At 69.7% G+C, this 18,495-nt stretch carries 18 protein-coding genes and 2 tRNA genes; 8 read left to right on the top strand and 12 right to left on the bottom strand.

From position 1 onward, the window contains the following. Window position 1 precedes the first annotated feature (1 nt). The 3 genes from AC068B_RS24930 to AC068B_RS24920 are packed head-to-tail and all read right to left on the bottom strand — an operon-like array spanning window position 2 to window position 1,715. The gene (locus AC068B_RS24930; RefSeq protein WP_107097924.1) at window positions 2-163 is read right to left on the bottom strand and encodes a hypothetical protein; all 162 of its coding nucleotides are present in this window, start codon (window positions 161-163) and stop codon (window positions 2-4) included. A gap of 52 nt (window positions 164-215) precedes the next feature. Further along, window positions 216-917, bottom strand: a complete 702-nt coding sequence (locus AC068B_RS24925) for a class E sortase (protein WP_478674162.1) — start codon at window positions 915-917, stop codon at window positions 216-218. Window positions 918-944: 27 nt separating this feature from the next. Beyond that, window positions 945-1,715 (bottom strand): DUF881 domain-containing protein, encoded by a 771-nt coding sequence (locus AC068B_RS24920; RefSeq protein WP_356260980.1) that lies wholly within the window; start codon window positions 1,713-1,715, stop codon window positions 945-947. Between the two features lie 142 nt (window positions 1,716-1,857). Between AC068B_RS24920 and crgA the strand changes: the two genes are divergently transcribed. Continuing rightward, window positions 1,858-2,115, top strand: a complete 258-nt coding sequence (gene crgA, locus AC068B_RS24915; protein WP_098243661.1) for a cell division protein CrgA — start codon at window positions 1,858-1,860, stop codon at window positions 2,113-2,115. A gap of 240 nt (window positions 2,116-2,355) precedes the next feature. Here crgA and AC068B_RS24910 read toward each other — a convergent pair whose 3' ends face one another. Beyond that, window positions 2,356-3,252, bottom strand: a complete 897-nt coding sequence (locus AC068B_RS24910; protein ID WP_478673870.1) for a rhomboid family intramembrane serine protease — start codon at window positions 3,250-3,252, stop codon at window positions 2,356-2,358. A gap of 124 nt (window positions 3,253-3,376) precedes the next feature. Next, a complete protein-coding gene (locus AC068B_RS24905; RefSeq protein ID WP_468565712.1) occupies window positions 3,377-3,910 on the bottom strand; it encodes a peptidylprolyl isomerase in 534 nt (177 codons plus the stop codon). A gap of 301 nt (window positions 3,911-4,211) precedes the next feature. Between AC068B_RS24905 and AC068B_RS24900 the strand changes: the two genes are divergently transcribed. Both AC068B_RS24900 and AC068B_RS24895 read left to right on the top strand, forming a co-directional pair. Beyond that, window positions 4,212-4,931 (top strand): DUF5324 family protein, encoded by a 720-nt coding sequence (locus AC068B_RS24900; RefSeq protein WP_478673869.1) that lies wholly within the window; start codon window positions 4,212-4,214, stop codon window positions 4,929-4,931. Window positions 4,932-5,003: 72 nt separating this feature from the next. Next, window positions 5,004-5,588, top strand: coding sequence for a flavin reductase family protein (locus AC068B_RS24895; RefSeq protein WP_478673868.1), 585 nt, complete (start codon window positions 5,004-5,006; stop codon window positions 5,586-5,588). On the opposite strand, the gene AC068B_RS24890 is transcribed toward AC068B_RS24895, so the two are convergent. Beyond that, window positions 5,566-8,409: an ATP-binding protein gene (locus tag AC068B_RS24890; protein ID WP_478673867.1), complete on the bottom strand. Its 2,844-nt coding sequence runs from the start codon at window positions 8,407-8,409 to the stop codon at window positions 5,566-5,568. The genes AC068B_RS24895 and AC068B_RS24890 overlap by 23 nt on opposite strands. A gap of 158 nt (window positions 8,410-8,567) precedes the next feature. Here AC068B_RS24890 and AC068B_RS24885 point away from each other — a divergent pair, with 158 nt between their 5' ends. Both AC068B_RS24885 and AC068B_RS24880 read left to right on the top strand, forming a co-directional pair. Then, window positions 8,568-8,969, top strand: coding sequence for a VOC family protein (locus tag AC068B_RS24885; protein ID WP_478673866.1), 402 nt, complete (start codon window positions 8,568-8,570; stop codon window positions 8,967-8,969). After that, window positions 8,966-9,418, top strand: coding sequence for a pyridoxamine 5'-phosphate oxidase family protein (locus tag AC068B_RS24880; protein ID WP_478673865.1), 453 nt, complete (start codon window positions 8,966-8,968; stop codon window positions 9,416-9,418). Before AC068B_RS24885 ends, AC068B_RS24880 begins: the two co-directional genes overlap by 4 nt. A 127-nt stretch (window positions 9,419-9,545) precedes the next feature. Here AC068B_RS24880 and AC068B_RS24875 read toward each other — a convergent pair. Beyond that, window positions 9,546-9,618: transfer RNA gene (locus AC068B_RS24875), tRNA-Ala, on the bottom strand. 182 nt (window positions 9,619-9,800) lie between these two features. Here AC068B_RS24875 and AC068B_RS24870 point away from each other — a divergent pair. Next, on the top strand, window positions 9,801-10,349 hold the full coding sequence (locus tag AC068B_RS24870; RefSeq protein ID WP_055563954.1) for a helix-turn-helix domain-containing protein: 549 nt from the start codon (window positions 9,801-9,803) through the stop codon (window positions 10,347-10,349). Between the two features lie 46 nt (window positions 10,350-10,395). Next, the gene (locus tag AC068B_RS24865; RefSeq protein WP_478673864.1) at window positions 10,396-12,123 is read left to right on the top strand and encodes a serine/threonine-protein kinase; all 1,728 of its coding nucleotides are present in this window, start codon (window positions 10,396-10,398) and stop codon (window positions 12,121-12,123) included. Window positions 12,124-12,148: 25 nt separating this feature from the next. Here AC068B_RS24865 and AC068B_RS24860 read toward each other — a convergent pair whose 3' ends face one another. Both AC068B_RS24860 and AC068B_RS24855 read right to left on the bottom strand, forming a co-directional pair. Next, window positions 12,149-13,609, bottom strand: a complete 1,461-nt coding sequence (locus AC068B_RS24860) for a hypothetical protein (RefSeq protein WP_478673863.1) — start codon at window positions 13,607-13,609, stop codon at window positions 12,149-12,151. 361 nt (window positions 13,610-13,970) lie between these two features. Further along, window positions 13,971-14,099 carry a DLW-39 family protein gene (locus AC068B_RS24855; RefSeq protein ID WP_003999697.1) on the bottom strand — a complete coding sequence of 43 codons (129 nt, stop codon included), beginning with the start codon at window positions 14,097-14,099 and terminating at the stop codon, window positions 13,971-13,973. Window positions 14,100-14,412: 313 nt separating this feature from the next. On the opposite strand from AC068B_RS24855, the gene AC068B_RS24850 reads away from it, so the two are divergent. Next, a complete protein-coding gene (locus tag AC068B_RS24850) occupies window positions 14,413-14,742 on the top strand; it encodes a DUF6344 domain-containing protein (protein ID WP_306332319.1) in 330 nt (109 codons plus the stop codon). Between the two features lie 224 nt (window positions 14,743-14,966). Here the strand turns inward: AC068B_RS24850 and AC068B_RS24845 are convergent. The 3 genes from AC068B_RS24845 to gyrA all read right to left on the bottom strand — a co-directional run bounded on the left by AC068B_RS24845 (window position 14,967) and on the right by gyrA (window position 18,466). Further along, window positions 14,967-15,040 (bottom strand) — tRNA-Ile (locus tag AC068B_RS24845). Window positions 15,041-15,133: 93 nt separating this feature from the next. After that, entirely contained in the window at window positions 15,134-15,844 is a 711-nt protein-coding gene (locus AC068B_RS24840) for a DUF3566 domain-containing protein (protein ID WP_478673862.1), read from the bottom strand. An 18-nt stretch (window positions 15,845-15,862) separates the two neighbouring features. Continuing rightward, window positions 15,863-18,466, bottom strand: a complete 2,604-nt coding sequence (gene gyrA, locus AC068B_RS24835) for a DNA gyrase subunit A (protein WP_468565695.1) — start codon at window positions 18,464-18,466, stop codon at window positions 15,863-15,865. Between the last annotated feature and the right edge of the window lie 29 nt (window positions 18,467-18,495).

Here is an 18,495-nt window from a genome sequence, read left to right as displayed (position 1 = left end):
CTCACTGGCCGTCCACGGTGACGTCGTTGAAGGGCAGCAGCGGCTCCGCCCACGGGAAGACGTACTGGAACAGCACATAGACCACCGCGAAGACGAGCACCAGGGAAATCAGCGCCCTCACCCATGCGTTTCCCGGCAGATGCCGCCAGATCCAGCCGTACATGCCGTCCCTTCCGTCGCGTACGGCCGGGCTCCCCTCGCCGTACCGCACCAGACTAACGGCGCAGTGCCTCCGGTTTCCCTGCCTCCACAGGCTGGGTCGCGTCCAGATGTGCCCAGGCGATCAGCCGGTGACTGTGGCCCCACTCTGGTTCACAGGTCGTAAGGGTGAGGTAACGCCCCGGGCCGTCATAGCCGGATTTGCGCGGCACGGGATCAATGACGTCGATGTCGCCGGGGAGCGTCTTGTAGGGCTTCTTGTCGATGCGGTACGTGAACCAGGACGCGCCGTCGGTCAGGACGACGGGGTCGCCGGGGCGCAGCTTCGGGAAGTCCTTGAAGGGGTCGCCGTAGGTGCGGCGATGGCCCGCCACGGAGAAGTTGCCCTTCTGGCCGAGCCGGGCGGTGGAGGCGTAGTGGCCGAGACCCTTCTTGAGGATGTCGGTGCCGGTGCCCTGGAGCACGGGCTTGTTCCACGTGAAACCGAACCGCGGGATGTACATGACCGCGAAGGCCTTGCCGTCCTTGTAGGGAGCGGGTTCGTCCAACGAGTCGTCCGGCGAGGCCTCGGTCGGCTTGTCGTCCGTCCCCGCGGCGACCGCCCCCTGCGCCCACCGGTCCTGCAGCTCGTCGATCTGGCTGTCCATGGCGTTGTCGGCCTTCACGCCAGTCCAGAACAGGACGTACACGACAAAGAGCACGATCAAGGTGCCGACGGTGATGCACAGTTCGCTGAACGTCCTGACGAGCGCGCGCACCGACACAGGACGGTCCCTCCCTGGCTGCTACTCCACGGGCTTCGCGTAGTGGAGATCCACTGTGCCCGAGTAGCCGGGAAGAGTCACCGCCCCGTCGTCATCCACTTTCCATCCGAGCCCGTACGCGTTGACGTACAGCATGTAGTTCTGGATCTCGGGGGAGGCCGCGAGGGCGTTCTTGAGCTTGTCGGGGTCGCCGACGGCGGTCACCTTGTACGGCGGTGAGTAGACGCGGCCCTGAAGGATCAGGGTGTTGCCGACGCAGCGCACGGCGCTCGTGGAGATCAGTCGCTGGTCCATGACCTTGATGCCCTCGGCGCCGCCCTTCCAGAGGGCGTTGACCACGGCCTGCAGGTCCTGCTGGTGGATGACCAGGTCGTTGGGCTGGGGCTCGGGGTAGCCGGGGAGCTTGGCGGTGGCGTTGGGCGGGGCGTCGGCGAGGGTGACCGATACCGCCTTGCCGCCGAGCTTCTTGGTGCCGGCGTTCTCCTCCAGCGCCTTGAGCCGGGCGTCGTCCGCCTTGGTGCCGCCGCTGTCGCGCTGGGCGAGCGACTCGACGTCGTCGCGCAGGGTGCCGTTGGACTCGTCGAGCTCGCCGTTCTTGTGGCTACGCTCCTGAATGAGGTCCGAGAGTTTCAGCAGGGAGGCGTCGGTGCGAATGTTGGTGCCCTTGGCCGTGTTGAAACTGGTGAAGAAGATCAGCCCGGCAAGGGCGAAAACAGCACCCGTAAGCACCCGAACCGGACGCCAGCGGGGGCGCCGAACGGGACCTTTGTGGGAGTCGGCAGAATTGCTCAACGTACCCTTATCTCCTTAGGCGCCGCGGAAGCACTACGCTAACGGACGCCCGGGGGAGGGTTCAGCTCCCCGTAACGCCCCGCCCGGCGCCAGACAACAGTTACCTGCGCGGCCACGCAGCGCATCGACAGGAGAGACCCTCGTGCCGAAGTCACGTATCCGCAAGAAGGCAGACGACTACACGCCGCCGCCCTCCAAGAAGGCGACGAACATCAAGCTGACCAACCGCAGCTGGGTGGCTCCGGTGATGCTGGCGATGTTCCTCATCGGCCTCGCCTGGATCGTCGTCTTCTACGTCACGGACGGAAAGCTGCCGATCGACCCGCTGGGCAACTGGAACATCGTGGTGGGCTTCGGCTTCATCGCCGCGGGGTTCGGCGTCTCCACCCAGTGGAAGTAGGCCTCCGGCCGAACGCAAGCCTTGCCCTGAGTTATCCACAGCGCTATCCACATGGGGAAAAGGTCTGAAGATCTGTGGATAACCTTCGGCCGGTTGACGCCGGTGTGACTGGCCGACCGGAACTCTGTTCGCCGCCCGCCCCTTGTCCTTGCTGGGGAAACCCAGGTCAGGGACAGGGGGCACGGTTGTTCCCCACAGCATGCACAAGATCCGGCACACGCTGTGGACAACGTCGGTACGTCAGGTGAGCTCGGCGGTCCTCACGAGGACCATGACCACAGCCGCGACGAGCACCAGTGCACAGCTGCCGTACTGGATGAGGCTCCGCCGCTCGCGGGGCGCGTGCACCATCGCGTAACCGACGATGACACCGCCGACGAGCCCGCCGACGTGCGCCTGCCAGGCGATGTTGGGCCACCAGAAGGTGATCACCATGTTGATCGCCAGCAGCGCGATGACCGGCCGCATGTCGTAGTTCAGCCGCTTCATCAGGATCGCCGTCGCACCGAACAGGCCGAAGATGGCGCCGGACGCCCCCACGGAGGGCCTGAACGGCTCTTCGAGCAGATACGTCAGCGCGCTGCCCGCCAGACCCGAGGCCGCATAGAGCACGAGGTAGCGGGCGCGGCCGAGGGCGGCTTCGAGCGGGCCGCCGATCCACCACAGGCTGAGCATGTTGAACGCGATGTGCATATAGCTGCTGTGCAGGAACATCGCCGTCACCAGGCGGTACCACTGGCCCTCGGCGACGCCCTCGACCGAGCCGAACTCCGGGACATAGGCCCGGCCCAGCAGGTCGAACCGGTCGGTGAAGCTGTCCCCGACCGTCAGCTGCACGAGGAACAGCGCGAGGTTCATCCCGATCAGGACCTTGGTGACCAGGCGGGGGTCGGCGGCGATCGTGCCGCCCGCGACCGTGCGCGGCTGGTTGGCCGTCGGCGCGTGACCGGTGCCCGAACCGTCACGGACACACTCGGGGCACTGGAAGCCGACCGAGGCACTGATCATGCACTCGGGGCAGATGGGGCGCTCGCAGCGCGTGCAGGTGATGCCGGTCTCACGGTCCGGATGCCGATAGCAGCCGGGCACACCCGACGCCCCCTGCGGCTCCTGCGGGCTGCCTGGCGCCTGGTCCATGGGGTCCCCTCAATCTCCGTACGAAGGCACTGTGACGGCACACGTGGCAACGCGCCGCCCCGCCCTTCCTTACGGATGGGCGGGGCGGTTTGGTTCCCTCGCGATACGCGTGGGTACGCGCAGGTCAGGCGTCGCGGGTCTCGATGACCACGGACTCGATGACCACGTCGTTGACCGGGCGGTCGGTGCGCGGGTTGGTCTGCGTCGCCCCGATGGCGTCCACGACCTTCTTGCCGGCGTCGTTGGAGACCTCGCCGAAGATCGTGTGCTTGCGGGTCAGCCACGCCGTCGGCGCGACAGTCACGAAGAACTGCGAGCCGTTGGTGCCCGGACCGGCGTTGGCCATCGCCAGCAGGTAGGGCTTGTCGAAGGCGAGGTCCGGGTGGAACTCGTCCTCGAACTCGTAGCCCGGGCCACCGGTGCCGTTGCCCAGCGGGTCGCCGCCCTGGATCATGAAGCCGCTGATCACCCGGTGGAAGACGGTGCCGTCGTACAGACGGTCCGTGGTCTTCTTGCCGGTCGCGGGGTGGACCCACTCGCGCTCGCCCTGAGCGAGCTCAACAAAGTTCTTGACCGTCTTGGGCGCGTGATTCGGCAGAAGCCGGACCTCAATGTCGCCCTGGTTGGTCTTCAGGGTGGCGTAAAGCTGCTCAGCCACGATCTGCCTTCCGTTGTCTTCTGTGACACCCCGATCCTCGCACGGACCGGATTGGGACGAGTAGCCACCGAGTGGGCGCGCGCCGAAGGGATCCGTGGCATTGTCGGCCAAGAGCTCTCCGCTGCAGAGATTTTGCCTGGTTCAGAGACTGAAACGCTCAGAAAATGGAACTCAGGATGCCGGGGTCAGCTTCCATGACCCGGATGCCCGCCCTCGCATGTCATCGGAGCGATCCGAAAGGCATGATCCCTGAAAGGGTGGAAAGGTGACATACCTATACGCCACCGAGGAGGAGGATCCCGTGACCCGCATCGACAGCGTGCGCGCCGCGACCGGCTCGGCCAAGGACAGCGTGCGTCACGCCGCGGACGCGGTGGCACCTTACGCCGACACGGCCAAGGACCGGGCCACTCACTACGCCCACGAAGCGCGCGTACGGCTCGCACCCAAGGTGTCGCTGGCTGCCCAGCAGGCCGCCGATCAGGCCCGTGTCCAGTACAGCGCCCACGTAGCCCCCCGTGTCGAGCAGGCCCGCACGCACGTGCCGCCGAAGGTCGACCACGCCGCGCACGAAGCCGCGGCCCGCACCCGCAAGGCTGCCCGCCAGGCCGCCGACTACTCCAGGCCCCGCATCGAGCACGCGGTCGCCGCCGCGCAGCCCGTCCGCGAGGAGGCCACGTCCCGCGGGACGGCGGCGCTCGCCGCGCTGCGTGGGCAGGTCTCGGCGAAGGAGATCCAGCGCCTGGCCCGCAAGCACCAGCGCAGGGCCCGGGCGGGCCGCCTGGCCAAGCGCCTCGCGGTCATCGGCATCGTCGCGGGTGGCGCGGTCGCCGCGTGGAAGTGGTGGGACAAGCAGGCCAACCCCGACTGGCTGGTCGAGCCGCCGGCGGCCACGGAGGTCCCGGCCAGCACGCCGCTGACCTCCGTCGACGGCAGCGGCCAGGCCGCCCTCGACCCCGAGGTGCAGGCCAAGCAGGCGGAGGCCGAGGCCGAAGCGGTCGACCGGGACAAGCGGGGCTGACCACGCCGCGCAGACAGTGGAACGACGCCGTGGGGCGGGGGCCGATCAGGCTCCCGCCCCACGGTGTTTCACGTGAAACAACGAACCGATGGGGATGCCGTGGACGACGTGGGCGAGGACATCGGGGCTTTCACTGGGGACGTGGGCGAGGGCATCGCGGCCTTCACTGGAGACATGGGCGAGGGCATCGCGGCTTTCACCGGGCTCGCGGACTCGTCCGCGTACGTCGTCACCGTCGTGGCGGACGGGCAGCGCGCGGGCTGCCTGGTCGGCTACGCGAGCCAGTGCTCGATTCAGCCCGTGCGGTTCGCCGTGTGGCTCTCCAAGGCCAATCACACCTACCGGCTCGCCCTCGCGGCGACCACGCTCGCGGTGCATCAGCTGCCTCGGCACCGGCATGACCTCGCGGCGCGTTTTGGGTCTCTCTGCAGCGCCAGGACCGACAAGTTCTCCGGACTGGCCGTGGAAGAGGGGCCGGAGGGTGCCCTCGTGCTGTCCGACTCCCTCGCCTGGTTCGTCGGCCGCATCCACGACCGGTACGACGGAGGCGACCACGTCGCGTTCCTCCTCGACCCGGTCGCCGCCCACGCCCCGGATCAGGGATCCCCGTTGACCCTGCACGGCGTGGGTGACATCACTGCCGGGCATCCCGTGTGACGTGGTCACCGTCCAGCAGTGCCTCGGCCCGGTCCAGCTGGGCGGTGGCGACCGGGTTGCCGGTGACGATGCGCCGAGCGGCGTCGATGCGGTCCCGCGCGTCCGGATGCCCGACCAGCACGGACGCCTCCGCCCTCACCGCCACGTACCAGTGCAGCCAGACCCAGCAGACCCACTTCCACACCTCGTCCGGTTCGGGCGAGACCCGCTCCAGCGCCGCCTCGGGATCCCCGTCGTGGAGCAGGACCATCGCGTCGAAGACGGCTCCGTAGCCGTGGCGGTGGTCCAGGACGGGGCCCGCACGGTCGGCGATCGCGAGCCAGCTCGCCCGGGCGTCCTGGTCGCCGCGCAACCCGTGGACCATCGCGACCGACGCGGCGGCCGGGCCGAGCACGAACGACCGCTGCCGCCCGCTCTGCTCCCACGCGTCGAGGAACCGCACGCTGCCCGTGAGCACGGCGTCGGCGTTACCGGCGAACGCCTCACTGATCAGGAGCCAGGACGTGGCATGGTGCCCCGCTTCGGCCAGCAGCGGGTGGTCGGCGAGCTGCCTGCTCCACCGGAGGGCCTGCGGCAGGTCTCCTACGCCGAGGGCGTTCCCGGCGGCCATGGCGAGGGCGTCGATTCGTTCGTGCGTGCTGGTGGGGGCGGAGGCGGGCTTGTGGGCGTGGGCGTGGGTCCTCGGTGCCGCGGTCAGGATGTCGATGCGGCGCCGTGCCGCGGCCGCGGCGCCGAAGGAGTCACCGGCCCAGCTCCTGGCGCCGGAGAGCGCGTCGAGGGCGGCGGACTCGGCCACCGGATCGCCCGTGCGCCGGGCCAGCTCGACGGCCCGCTCGGCGTATCCGACGGTTTCCTGCGCGGTGTTGTCGGCGTCTCCCTGCACCGCGCCGTAGGCGTCCGCGGTCACCGCCGCCTCGGCCAGCGCCAAGGCGGCCTCACCGACGAGGTCGCCGCTGCTGTCGCCGATCAGCTCCCGCGCCTCCGCGAGCAGGGCGGCCACCTCGTCCGTGCCGGGGATCCGAGTGAACGTGGCGGAGAAGCGGTACGCGTTGGTGGCCGCCGCCGCCAGATCGCGCCCGGCACCGGCCGTGTCCCCGGCCCGACGGGCGGCCAGCGCGGCGGCGCGGTGCAGGCGGAACATGTCCTCGCCGATCCTGCGGCAACCGGCCACCGCGGCGGCCTCCCGCAGGGCCGTGGCGGCGGCGAGGGCTCCCGCCCCGGCAGGGGTATCGGCGAGCGCCGCGGCCTGCTCGAAGCGCTGCTGTGCCTCGCCGAGCAGGTTGCGGGTGAAGGCCAGTCCGGCCAGCGACAGGGCGAGGCGGTGGGCAGGCTCCTGCTGCTCGGGCTGGGCGGCGGCCCAGGCAAGAGCGGCGCGGAGGTCATCCGCCAGCGCGTCGAACCGGGCACGCGCGTTCACGCCTTCGCCGTCCCCGTCGCCGTCCCTGTAGCTGTCCCTGTCGCTGTCGCTGTCGTCGTCGCTGTCACCGTCGCTGTCGGCACCGAGTTCGGCCAGCTCGATCGCACCGTTCAGGCACCACTCCACGTGGCGGGACCGGACGTCCGACAGCTCGATGGCATCGGCGAGCCGTTCCGTCCCGTACTGGCGGATGGTCTCCAGCGCCCGGTACCGCATCCCGGTCGCAGAACGGGCCGCATGCCGCGTCGCTGACGGCGCCGCGGTGAGCAGGGACTGTTCGGCGAGCCTGCCCAGTCCGTCGGCCACCGCGGCCGGTTCCAGCGGGGCGAAGGCGGCCACGGCGACGGCGTCCTCGACGGTGAAGGGCATGGCGAACACGGAGATCCGACGCAGCAGCACGCGGTCCTGCGGCTCCAGAAGATCGTGACTCCAGTCCAGCGCCGCCCGCACCGACCGGTGCCGGTCCTCGGCACGGAAACCGCCCGCCAGGACACGCAGTTGGTCGGAGAGGCCCGCTGTGAGGCCGTCGAGACCGAGCGTCGGCCAGCGTGCCGCCGCCAGCTCGATCGCCAGGGCCATGCCGTCGAGCCGTTCGCAGACGGCCGCGATCCGGTCGCGCAGCGAGGGGTCCGGCGCCGCGCCCGCCGCCGACGCCCGCTCCATGAAGAGCGTCACGGCATCGGATTCGCCCCCGTCGGCCCAGGACAGCGGCGGAACCTGGTGGACCCGCTCGAAGGGCACCATCAGCCGAGCCCGGCTCGTCGCCAGCACCTTCAACCGCGGGCAGGCCACCAGGAGTCGCTCCAGGAACGGCGCCACCCCGTCGCGTATCTGCTCGCAGTTGTCCAGCACCAGCAGCGCCTGCCGGTCGGCGAGGGACGCGACCACCGCTTCGTCGACACCGCGACCGGGCTGCTCGCCCACCCCCAGGGCCGCCGCCACGGCCGCCCCGACCCGTGCCGGATCGGTGACCGGGGACAGGTCGACGAACCACACCCCGTCGGCGAAGTCGTCGGCAACCTCCGCCGCCACCGCCAGGGCGAGCCGCGTCTTGCCCACCCCGCCCGGCCCTGCCGCGGTGACCTGCCGGTGCGCCTTCACGAGCCCGGCCAGCTCCCCGCGCTCCCGCACCCGGCCGACGAACGCCGTCAGCGGTGCCGGAAGGGCCACCGGAGCCGCGAGCACCGGCTCGGCGCCGGAGACTTCGGCCGCGCGCTGAGAAGGCGCCAGCCGGGAGAGCGCCCGCCGGTCCGGTGCCTCCAGTTTGCGCAGCAGTGAGGAGATGTGGGACTCGACCGTCCGTACGGAGATGAACAGGCGCGCGGCGATCTCCGCGTTACTCAGGTGCTCACCGAGCAGCGCGAGCACATCGGATTCCCGGGCCGAGACAGCTGGAGTGGACACGGAGCCATTATCCGTGGCGGCTCCGTGCCGGTTCCGTGGTGGGTTCCGTGGTCAGCACGGAGGCGCACGCCGCCCCGTGCGGGCGAGGCTGTGACCAACAGCGACCGGGACGGCAGAACAAGCGCCCGGTCGGACATCCACGCCCAACAGGAGCAACCATGCCCAGCACCCCCGCGCCCACTTCCCCCGCCCCGGCTACTGCCACCCCGAGCACTGCCACGACGGGGCTGAAGACCGTGCTGCACCCCGTCTCCGACCTGGCGCGGGCCAAGGCCGTGCACACCGCACTGTTCGGTGTCCCGCCGCAGATCGACGAGCCCTACTACGTCGGATTCGAGGTCGCGGGCCAGCACATCGGACTGCTGCCGTCCGGCGGACCGCAGGGTCTGACCTCGTCCCTGGCCTACTGGCACGTGCCGGACATCGAGGCGAAGCTGGCCGAGCTGACCACCGCGGGCGCCACCCTGACGGAAGCCGCACACGACGTGGGCGGCGGCCGCCTGGTGGCCACCGTCACCGACCCCGACGGCAACGTCCTCGGCCTCCTGCAGGACCGATGAGCGTCGCCCCACGCCCCCGCGCCCAGCGCCGCCACGACACCGAGCACCGGCTCGCCCACGACGTCGACGTGTGGGTGGCCAGTGCCTCGGCCGAAGGCACCCCGTACCTGGTGCCGCTCTCCTTCGACTGGGACGGCGAAGCGCTGTGGGTGGCGACCCCGGCCGACAGCCCGACCGGCAGGAACCTGACCGCCACCGGCACCGCCCGGCTGGCCCTGGGGAGCACCCGGGACGTGACCATGATCGAAGGCGAGGTCCAGGTCTTCGGCATCGACGAACCACCACAGGAGCAGGGCGACCGATTCACCGCACGCACCGGCTTCGACCCCCGCAAGGAGACCGCTCCGTACCACTGGTTCCGCATCGTCCCCCGCCACATCCAGACCTGGCGTGAGTCGAACGAACTGCGCGGCCGCGACCTCATGCGCAAGTCCTGCTGGCTCGACTGACCCCTCGTGCAGAACCCCGGCCCCCGCGGCGCCATCGGCCCGCGTACGCCAAGGACGGATCTCCCCCGAGCAAGAAAAATGCCCTCCGAAACCCTGCGTTTCCGCAGGTCGGAGGGCATTTACCTTGTGGAGCCTAGGGGAGTCGAACCCCTGACATCTGCCATGCAAAGACAGCGCTCTACCAACTGAGCTAAGGCCCCGTGATGGATACGCCGAACCGGAAGAATCACGTCCCGACGTGCATCGCAGACCAGAGTACCGGGTCACCCCCCGGATCCCGCAAAAGGATTGGGGGTCCCGGTCCACGACCACTCTCCGTAAGATGCTCGACGTGGTTCGCGGCAGCGAACCGCGGTCTTAGGGGAAGCGATGGGGAGACGCAATGGACGCCGCACAGCAAGACACCACCGCGAGAGCACGAGAGCTCCAGCGGAATTGGTACGGGGAGCCGCTGGGGGCGCTCTTCCGTCGCCTCATCGATGATCTGGGCCTGAACCAGGCACGCCTCGCCGGAGTCCTCGGCCTGTCCGCGCCGATGCTGTCCCAGCTGATGAGCGGTCAGCGTGCCAAGATCGGCAACCCCGCGGTCGTCCAGCGCGTCCAGCTCCTCCAGGAACTGGCGGGCCAGGTCGCGGACGGCAGCGTCAGCGCCGCCGAGGCCACCGACCGCATGGACGAGATCAAGAAGTCCCAGGGCGGCTCCGTCCTCACCAACACCTCCCAGACGGCAACCAGTTCGGGCGCGCCCACGGTCAAGCGCGTGGTGCGCGAGATCCAGTCCCTGCTGCGCTCCGTCGCGGCAGCCGGTGACATCATCGATGCCGCTGACTCCCTCGCCCCGACCCACCCGGAACTGGCAGAGTTCCTCCGGGTGTACGGCGCCGGGCGCACCGCGGACGCGGTGGCCCACTACGAGGCGCACCAGAGCTGAGCCGTCGACCGGGCCGCGCGGCCCGGAGGGGGAGCGGAGCGCGACCATGGGTGAGGTGTTCGCCGGCCGGTACGAACTGGTCGACCCGATCGGACACGGGGGAGTCGGGGCGGTCTGGCGGTCCTGGGACCACAGGCGGCATCGGTACGTGGCCGCCAAGGTCCTCCAACAGAGCGACGCACACGCACTGTTGAGGTTCGTCCGGGAACAAGCGCTACGGATCGACCACCCCCATGTACTCGCGCCCGCCAGCTGGGCCGCCGACGACGACAAGGTCCTGTTCACCATGGACCTCGTCGGCGGCGGCTCGCTGGCGCACGTGATCGGGGACTACGGCCCGCTGCCGCCCCCGTTCGTCTGCACCCTCCTCGACCAGCTCCTCTCCGGCCTGGCCGCCGTCCACGCCGAAGGCGTCGTCCACCGTGACATCAAACCGGCCAACATCCTGCTGGAAGCCACCGGCGCCGGGCGCCCGCATCTGCGCCTCTCCGACTTCGGCATCTCGATGCGGAAGGGCGAGCCCCGGCTGACCGAGACCGACTACGTGGTCGGCACGCCCGGCTACTTCGCCCCCGAACAAATGCTGGGCGCCGAACCGGACTTCACCGCCGACCTCTTCGCCGTCGGCCTGGTCGCCCTGTACCTCCTGGAAGGCGCCAAGCCGGACGCCAAGGCCCTGATCGAACACTTCGCCGACCACGGCACGCCACGGGCCCCGCAGGGCGTTCCAGAGCCCCTCTGGCAGGTCATCGCCACCCTTCTCCAGCCGGATCCACAGACGCGCTTCCGTACCGCCACGGGTGCGCGCAAGGCGCTGGCCTCGGCCGCGGAGATGCTGCCCGAGCCGGTCCCGGACGACGAGCTCATCGAAATCTTCGATCAACTCGCCCCGCTTCCCACCGGATTCGGCCCCCATGGCCCCGACGACCTCGTCGGCCCCAACGGCCCCAACGGCCCCGACGGCGTCACTGGTCCCACCAACACCGCCGGTCGCGCCGGTCCCGCAAGCGAGGGACACTCCCTGGCCCCAGCACCGCGCCCGCGCTCCGCACCCCGCCACGCGCGTCACGCGCGCCCCGCTCCTGGGACCGAGGCATCCGGCAAGCCCTCAATGCCGCCGCCACCGCCGACGACGCCCCCGGGAACCGCCCCCACACCGAGCCCAGGTCCGGCACCGACATCAACACCGGCACCGCTGCCGCCCGTCCCGGCGCACACAGGCGGCTTCCACCTGCCCCCGCCCCTACAACCCGCGCCTCCGCAGACCTCGCAGCCCTCTCACACTCCGCACCCCCCTCACACTCCGCAGTCCGCTCACGCCCCGCAGTCCCAGCACACCCCGCCCCCGCAGCCTCCTCCCATTCAGCCTCCCCAGCCGTCCACTCCCCCCACTCCGATGCCCCTGCGGGCACCCGGACCCGACCCCACGTATGTGCCCTCCTCCCACCAAGTCGCGCCCACGCCCACACCTGCGCCCACGCCCACGCCCCATGCACCCACCCCGTACACACACCGCGCCCCCGCACAAGCCGTGACGTCCTCGGTACGCCGCCCCCATGCCGTCACCCACGCCGCCGCTCCTGCTTCTACTCATCCATACAGCGCTCAAGCCGCCCAGATTCCACCCCTGAACCAACCAATTCCCCAGGCCCACGCCACGCCCCTGCCCACCCCGCCGCGGCGTCCTGGACCCCCCGCGAAGGTGGCGGTCCCGATGCTGCTCGTGGCGCTGGCCTGCATCGCGATAGGCGTCTGGGCGCTCACACAGCTCTGACGGCCGAGCCCCCGCACCGCCCCACTCACCACCCCGGCGGCGGTCCGAACCGCGCAGCCTCAGCCTCCCTCGCGCCCTCAGCCCCGCCCCCGGGCGCCGACACCGCCGCCGCAGCCAACGCCGCCCCCGCCCTGCGCCGCGCAATCAGCGTCCACACCCCGAGAATCGCGAGCAGCACCACTCCGGTCCCGATTCCCCCGGCAGCGACCACCGCCATCAGCCCGTCGTCACGCCCGTCGCCCTGCCCATCTGCACCGCTCCCGGCCTCCGCCGTATCGCCCCTCTGCGCAGCCTCCGTATCCCGGTCCGATACGCCGAAGTCGTCCGCGGGCCGGGGCGACCCCGCATACGCGGGCCCCGGTCGCGGCGACCCGTCGACGTCCACTCGCAGCGTCAGTTCCAGTGGGGCCTCGCCGAACTTCTCCGCGACGTCGGGGCTGAGGTGGACCGACACGTAGTACCAACCGGCGAACCTCATCGCGGCCACCTCGTCGGTGAGGCCGAAGCGGTTCTCGTACGCGACCGGCGGCAGCGGGTCCATGGCCGTCGACTTCTGCTTGCCGTCGTATGCGGTGTCGGAGTCCTCGACCTGGGCGCGCACCGGGTTGTGCACCGACATGACCAACGCGGACGAGACGTACCCCGTGTCCCGGGCGGTCCTCGGCGTCCGCGCCGTCCCGCCCCCTGCCCCACCGGCACCGACCCCGCTGCCGCCAACGCTGCCGCCGCCAACGCCGCCCCCGCTCGAACTGCCGAGCTCCGCAGCGACAGAGAGCTGCTGCCCCCAATCGACCGGCACGCGGTAGAAGAGGGTCTCCCCGGGCTCTATACCGGCCCCCCAGACCCCCTTCTCCATCGCTCGCGCATCGTTGAAGCTCGTTCCTCCCTCGCGCGGCCTGCGCTCCCCCGAGGGCGGCACAGGGGTCGCGGAGTTCCACGTCCGCGGCGGTGTCGTCTCACCGTCCGCCCGCAGCGCGGGTTCTGACGCCACGTGGAGTTCCAGGTCCCAGTCCTCCTGCGCGGCCGCCGACCGGCCGGTCGCAGAGGACCTGGTCCGCTCCACGAGTACGTAGTAGGTACCGGCGCCGGTACAGCTCTTCTCATTGGGACCGGCCCTGCGCGCCGCCGTGGCCGTGATCGGACGCGGGCTCTCCGAGGAGCCGAATCGCGCCTCTTCCGCCTCCAAGGGACTGCAGTTGTTGCCGTCGGAGTCCTGTACGGACACCTCGATCCCGTCGGCGTAGGAGACCGCGGTGTCGGCCTTGGGGATGGCCGTCACCGAGACGTACGCGCTGTCCTCGGCCTTGAGCTCCAGACGGTAAAAACGCTGTCCCACGCGCGGGAGAGAGCTTTTGTACGTCCTGCCGGGGGTCAGACGGTGTCCTTCGACATTGCTCGTCGCGCCCTCGACCGTCTCGGCCCCCTCGGCGAACGCGTACGGGCCGGGCGTCCCCGCGGCACCTGCCTGCCCGGGAAGCCCTGCCACCGTGCACAGCGCGGCGGCCACCAACACCGCCGGAGCGGCTCGGCCGCGGCCCCGCCTCGCCGTCCCCCGGCACCCGTTCAGCCGCCGCCCCATCACGCGTCACCCCTCGCCGCGAACCCAGCCGTCCCACCCGTCCCGACCGTCCTGCCCGCCCGGCACCGCGCGGACACCACCACAGGCAGGTCACCGGCGCAACCGCGCCATCCACACCTTCGTATCGCCGCCGCGCCTACGCCCCCGTATTCGCATACGCAAGTGATTCATTCACGAGCGCGAACCACGCAGGATTCCGGGCGGCGCGGGCAGCACAAAGCCCCGGCCGCAAAAGCGACCGGGGCTTGTGAAGTGACTGTGTCGGTACTCACGAACCCGTGGGCACGGAGTCAGTCGCCTCCGTCCACAGATCCTGCTCGGCGCGATCCGCCTGGATCTGGCGGTACACGAGGAGCCCGCCGATGGCGGCCAGTGCGACCAGGAGAAGCTTCTTCACCGCGCGACCTCGTCTTTCCTTGACGTAGGGGACTTCTGGCGCCCGACTATACACACCGAGCGATATCGATCGGTGACCTGGTTGGGCCTCAACTCCCGCCCTGCATACAGCAGTAGAAACGGATGCAGAAGCTCCGGCCCGGAACCCATCCACTGTGACTTTCGCCGCTTTGCCCCCTTCTTGGCGCCCTTGGGGCCATCCGGGTGGTGTTCATCTGAACATCGACACGACGCGAGCGTCGGTCCCCCACTCTCGGCTCCGCATACACATCATGAGGAAAGTACGCAAATCGCCCAACCCGAATTGAGGGGCAATGACCGGCAACAAGGCCATGAAGCTCTGGACCACGATCGTCACCGCGTTCCTCGCGCTCTTCGCCGCGATGGGGCTCACCACGACGGCCACGGCCGCCACGGCGGTACAGGAGACCACGAACGCACGGAACGCCACGGTGTGCGCACCCACGCCGATGATGGCGCTCTGGTCGGCGGCGTACGAACGGTCCTTGCCCCCGACGATGAAGCAACGCATCCGCGCCGAGGCCCATGGCTCGTCCCCCAGCTGCCGGCACCTGCCCACGACGGACACCGAAGCCGAGACTGACGCCACCGCGCAGGAGCCAGGCCTCGCCCCAGAGCCGTAGCCCAGGGCTCACCCCCAGGGCCTATGCCCTCCTGAACCTCAGAAGACCCCCGGCCACCACAGGCCGGGGGTCTTCTTGCGCAAGCCCACAGGACCACCAGTTCTCGGCTCCCGGCTCACACCCGCCCCGCACCCCACACCCCGGAACCCACACCCTCACCCCCACCGCTTCCCCTCAGAAACGCCAAAACCCCCAACCGTGACCGGTTGGGGGTTCCGTACTTGTGGGGCTAACAGGATTTGAACCTGTGGCCTCATCCTTATCAGGGATGCGCTCTAACCAACTGAGCTATAGCCCCGCCGCGCTGCGGTGTCCCGCGCGCTGACCTCTGAAGATTAGCGCACCTGGGGGCCAGTCCCAAAATCGATACCCGCGCGCGGGGGAGCAGGGACTATTCGTCCTCGGCCAGGGTCAGCTCGACGCCGCCCACGAAGCCCGCGGAGAGGTTGTAGATGAACGCGCCCAGCGTCGCCAGAGCGGTCGCCAGGACGACGTCGATGACCGCGATGATCGTCGTGAACATCAGAACGCGCGGCAGCGACAGGAAGGACTGCAGGTCGAAGCCGTTGGACTCGTTCGAGCCCGTGGCCTCGGAAATCGTGCCGCCGACCGTGGAGAAGACGCCCATCGCGTCCATGACCATCCACAGGACGGCCGCGGCGACGATGGTGCAGATGCCGAGCGCGATGGAGAGCAGGAAGCTGACCTTCATCACCGACCACGGGTCGGCCTTGGCCACGCGCAGACGCGCCTTGCGGGTGCGCGGGGTCGTGCGCGCCCCCGTCCGCGGTCGGCGCACCGAGCCCGTCTGGTTGCCCTGCTGATACGCCTGCGGCGGGTGGTACGGCTGGGACGACTGCTGCTGAGGCTGCCGCTCCCCGGGCAGCGCCCCGCTTCCCTGCTTGCCCTTGCCTGCCGCGTACGAGGTGTCGTACTGGCCCGAAGCCTGACCAGAAGTCCCTGGCCCTCGGGTGTCCGTCACAGTCCCCCCCTGGGATCCATGAGACTCATCTGAGTCGTGTTCATCAGTGGCGGAGCCACGGGCACCGTCCGTGCCGGTAGTGCCGGTCCGCTTAGCCCCGGCGCCCGTGGCTCCGCTCACGATGACTCACTCCTCGCGCTACTCGGCCGAGGAGTCCGCGCCCTCGTCCGTACCGGTGGTCGGCTCCGCGGCGTCCGATTCGTCGACGATGATGTCTCCGTCGACTTCCTCGGCCTCGCGCCCGGCCTCGGCGTTACGTGCGATACCGACCACGGCATCGCGCTTGCCCAGGTTGATCAGTTGGACGCCCATGGTGTCACGGCCCGTCTCCCTGACCTCGTTGACTCGCGTACGAATCACACCGCCGGACAGCGTGATGGCGAGGATCTCGTCGGTCTCCTCGACCACCAGGGCGCCGACGAGCTCGCCGCGGTCCTCCACGATCTTGGCGGCCTTGATGCCGAGGCCACCGCGACCCTGAACGCGGTACTCGTCGACGTTGGTTCGCTTTGCGTACCCACCGTCGGTAGCGGTGAACACGAACGTACCTGGACGAACGACATTCATCGAGAGCAGTTCGTCGCCGTCGCGGAAACTCATTCCCTTGACGCCCGAAGTGGCGCGGCCCATCGGGCGCAGCGCGTCGTCCGTTGCGGTGAACCTGATCGACTGGGCCTTCTTGCTGATGAGCAGCAGGTCGTCCTCGGAGGAGACCAGCTCGGCACCGATCAGCTCGTCGTCCGAACCGGCCTCCGTCTCGCGGAGGTTGATGGCAATGACGCCGCCCGAGCGGGGCGAGTCGTAGTCCTTCAGGGGCGTCTTCTTGACGAGGCCGCCCTTGGTGGCGAGCACCAGGTAGGGCACCGCTTCGTAGTCACGGATCGCGAGGATCTCGGCGATCTGCTCGTCCGGCTGGAAGGCGAGCAGGTTCGCGACGTGCTGGCCGCGGGCCTCGCGACCGGCGTCGGGCAGCTCGTACGCCTTGGCGCGGTAGACCCGGCCCTTGTTCGTGAAGAACAGCAGCCAGTGGTGCGTCGTCGACACGAAGAAGTGGTCGACGATGTCGTCCTGCTTCAGCTTCGTGCCGCGCACGCCCTTGCCGCCGCGCTTCTGCGAGCGGTAGTCCTCGGTCTTGGTGCGCTTGATGTAGCCACCGCGCGTGATGGTGACGACGATGTCCTCTTCGGCGATCAGGTCCTCCATGGACATGTCGCCGTCGAAGGGCACCAGGGCGGAGCGGCGGTCCTCGCCGAACTTGTCGACGATCGCCGCGAGCTCGTCGCTGATGATCTGGCGCTGCTTCTCGGGCGAGGCCAGGATCGCGTTGTACTCGTTGATCTTCGTCTGGAGTTCGTCGTGCTCCGCGACGATCTTCTGGCGCTCCAGGGCCGCGAGGCGGCGCAGCTGCATCTCGAGGATGGCGTTGGCCTGGATCTCGTCGATCGAGAGGAGGCCCATCAGGCCCTCGCGCGCGATGTCGACGGTCTGGCTGCCGCGGATGAGCGCGATGACCTCGTCGATGGCGTCCAGGGCCTTGAGGAGGCCACGCAGGATGTGCGCCCGCTCCTCGGCCTTGCGCAGCCGGAACTTCGTCCGCCGGACGATGACCTCGACCTGGTGCGTCACCCAGTGCCGGATGAACGCGTCCAGCGAGAGGGTGCGCGGCACGCCGTCGACCAGGGCCAGCATGTTGGCGCTGAAGTTCGACTGCAGATCGGTGTGCTTGTAGAGGTTGTTCAGCACGACCTTGGCGACCGCGTCCCGCTTCAGGACGATGACGAGGCGCTGGCCGGTGCGCGAGGACGACTCGTCGCGGACGTCGGCGATGCCGCCGACCCTGCCGTCCTTGACCAGGTCGGCGATCTTCTGCGCGAGGTTGTCCGGGTTGGTCTGGTACGGCAGCTCGGTGACGACCAGGCACTGGCGGTTCTGGATCTCCTCGACCGCCACGACCGCGCGCATCGTGATGGAGCCACGGCCCGTGCGGTACGCCTCCTCGATGCCCTTTCGGCCCACTACTAGGGCACCGGTCGGGAAATCGGGGCCCTTAATGCGCTCGATAAGCGCGTCGAGGAGCTCCTCGTGCGAGGCGTCGGGGTGCTCGAGAGCCCACTGTGCGCCCGCCGCGACCTCGCGGAGGTTGTGCGGCGGGATGTTGGTGGCCATGCCGACCGCGATGCCCGCCGAGCCGTTGATCAGCAGGTTCGGGAAGCGCGCCGGCAGGACCGTCGGCTCCTGGTTGCGGCCGTCGTAGTTGTCCGTGAAGTCGACGGTGTCCTCGTCGATGTCACGGACCATCTCCATGGCCAGCGGCGCCATCTTGCACTCGGTGTACCGCATGGCGGCGGCCGGGTCGTTGCCCGGGGAGCCGAAGTTGCCGTTGGAGTCCACCAGCGGCATCCGCATCGACCACGGCTGGGCGAGTCGCACCAGGGCGTCGTAGATGGAGGAGTCACCGTGCGGGTGGTACGTGCCCATGACGTCGCCGACGACGCGGGCGCACTTGTAGAAGCCCTTCTCGGGGCGGTAGCCGCCGTCGTACATCGCATACAGGACGCGGCGGTGTACGGGCTTCAGGCCGTCGCGTACGTCGGGCAGCGCGCGGGACACGATGACGGACATCGCGTAGTCGAGGTAGGAGCGCTGCATCTCCGTCTCGAGCCCGACGGGCTCGACACGCATGCCCACGCCGGGAACGGCGGGTTCCTCTTCGGGCGTCACAGGGGTGTTCTCGTCGGCCATTGCTGGTCAAAGTCCTTTCGAGGTGCGGC

The sequence above is a fragment of the Streptomyces sp. NPDC042371 genome, assembly GCF_056437465.1.
The sequence above is the reverse complement of the archived record's forward strand: the minus strand, read 5'-3'. Positions and strand labels throughout refer to the sequence as shown.

Bases quoted from the DNA above. Each gene is read 5' to 3' on its own strand.
- AC068B_RS24930 (WP_107097924.1), bottom strand. From the start codon at position 163: ATGTACGGCTGGATCTGGCGGCATCTGCCGGGAAACGCATGGGTGAGG.
- AC068B_RS24910 (WP_478673870.1), bottom strand. From the start codon at position 3,252: ATGGACCAGGCGCCAGGCAGCCCGCAGGAGCCGCAGGGGGCGTCGGGT.
- AC068B_RS24885 (WP_478673866.1), top strand. From the start codon at position 8,568: ATGCCCAGCACCCCCGCGCCCACTTCCCCCGCCCCGGCTACTGCCACC.
- AC068B_RS24880 (WP_478673865.1), top strand. From the start codon at position 8,966: ATGAGCGTCGCCCCACGCCCCCGCGCCCAGCGCCGCCACGACACCGAG.
- AC068B_RS24870 (WP_055563954.1), top strand. From the start codon at position 9,801: ATGGACGCCGCACAGCAAGACACCACCGCGAGAGCACGAGAGCTCCAG.
- AC068B_RS24865 (WP_478673864.1), top strand. From the start codon at position 10,396: ATGGGTGAGGTGTTCGCCGGCCGGTACGAACTGGTCGACCCGATCGGA.
- AC068B_RS24850 (WP_306332319.1), top strand. From the start codon at position 14,413: ATGACCGGCAACAAGGCCATGAAGCTCTGGACCACGATCGTCACCGCG.
- gyrA (WP_468565695.1), bottom strand. From the start codon at position 18,466: ATGGCCGACGAGAACACCCCTGTGACGCCCGAAGAGGAACCCGCCGTT.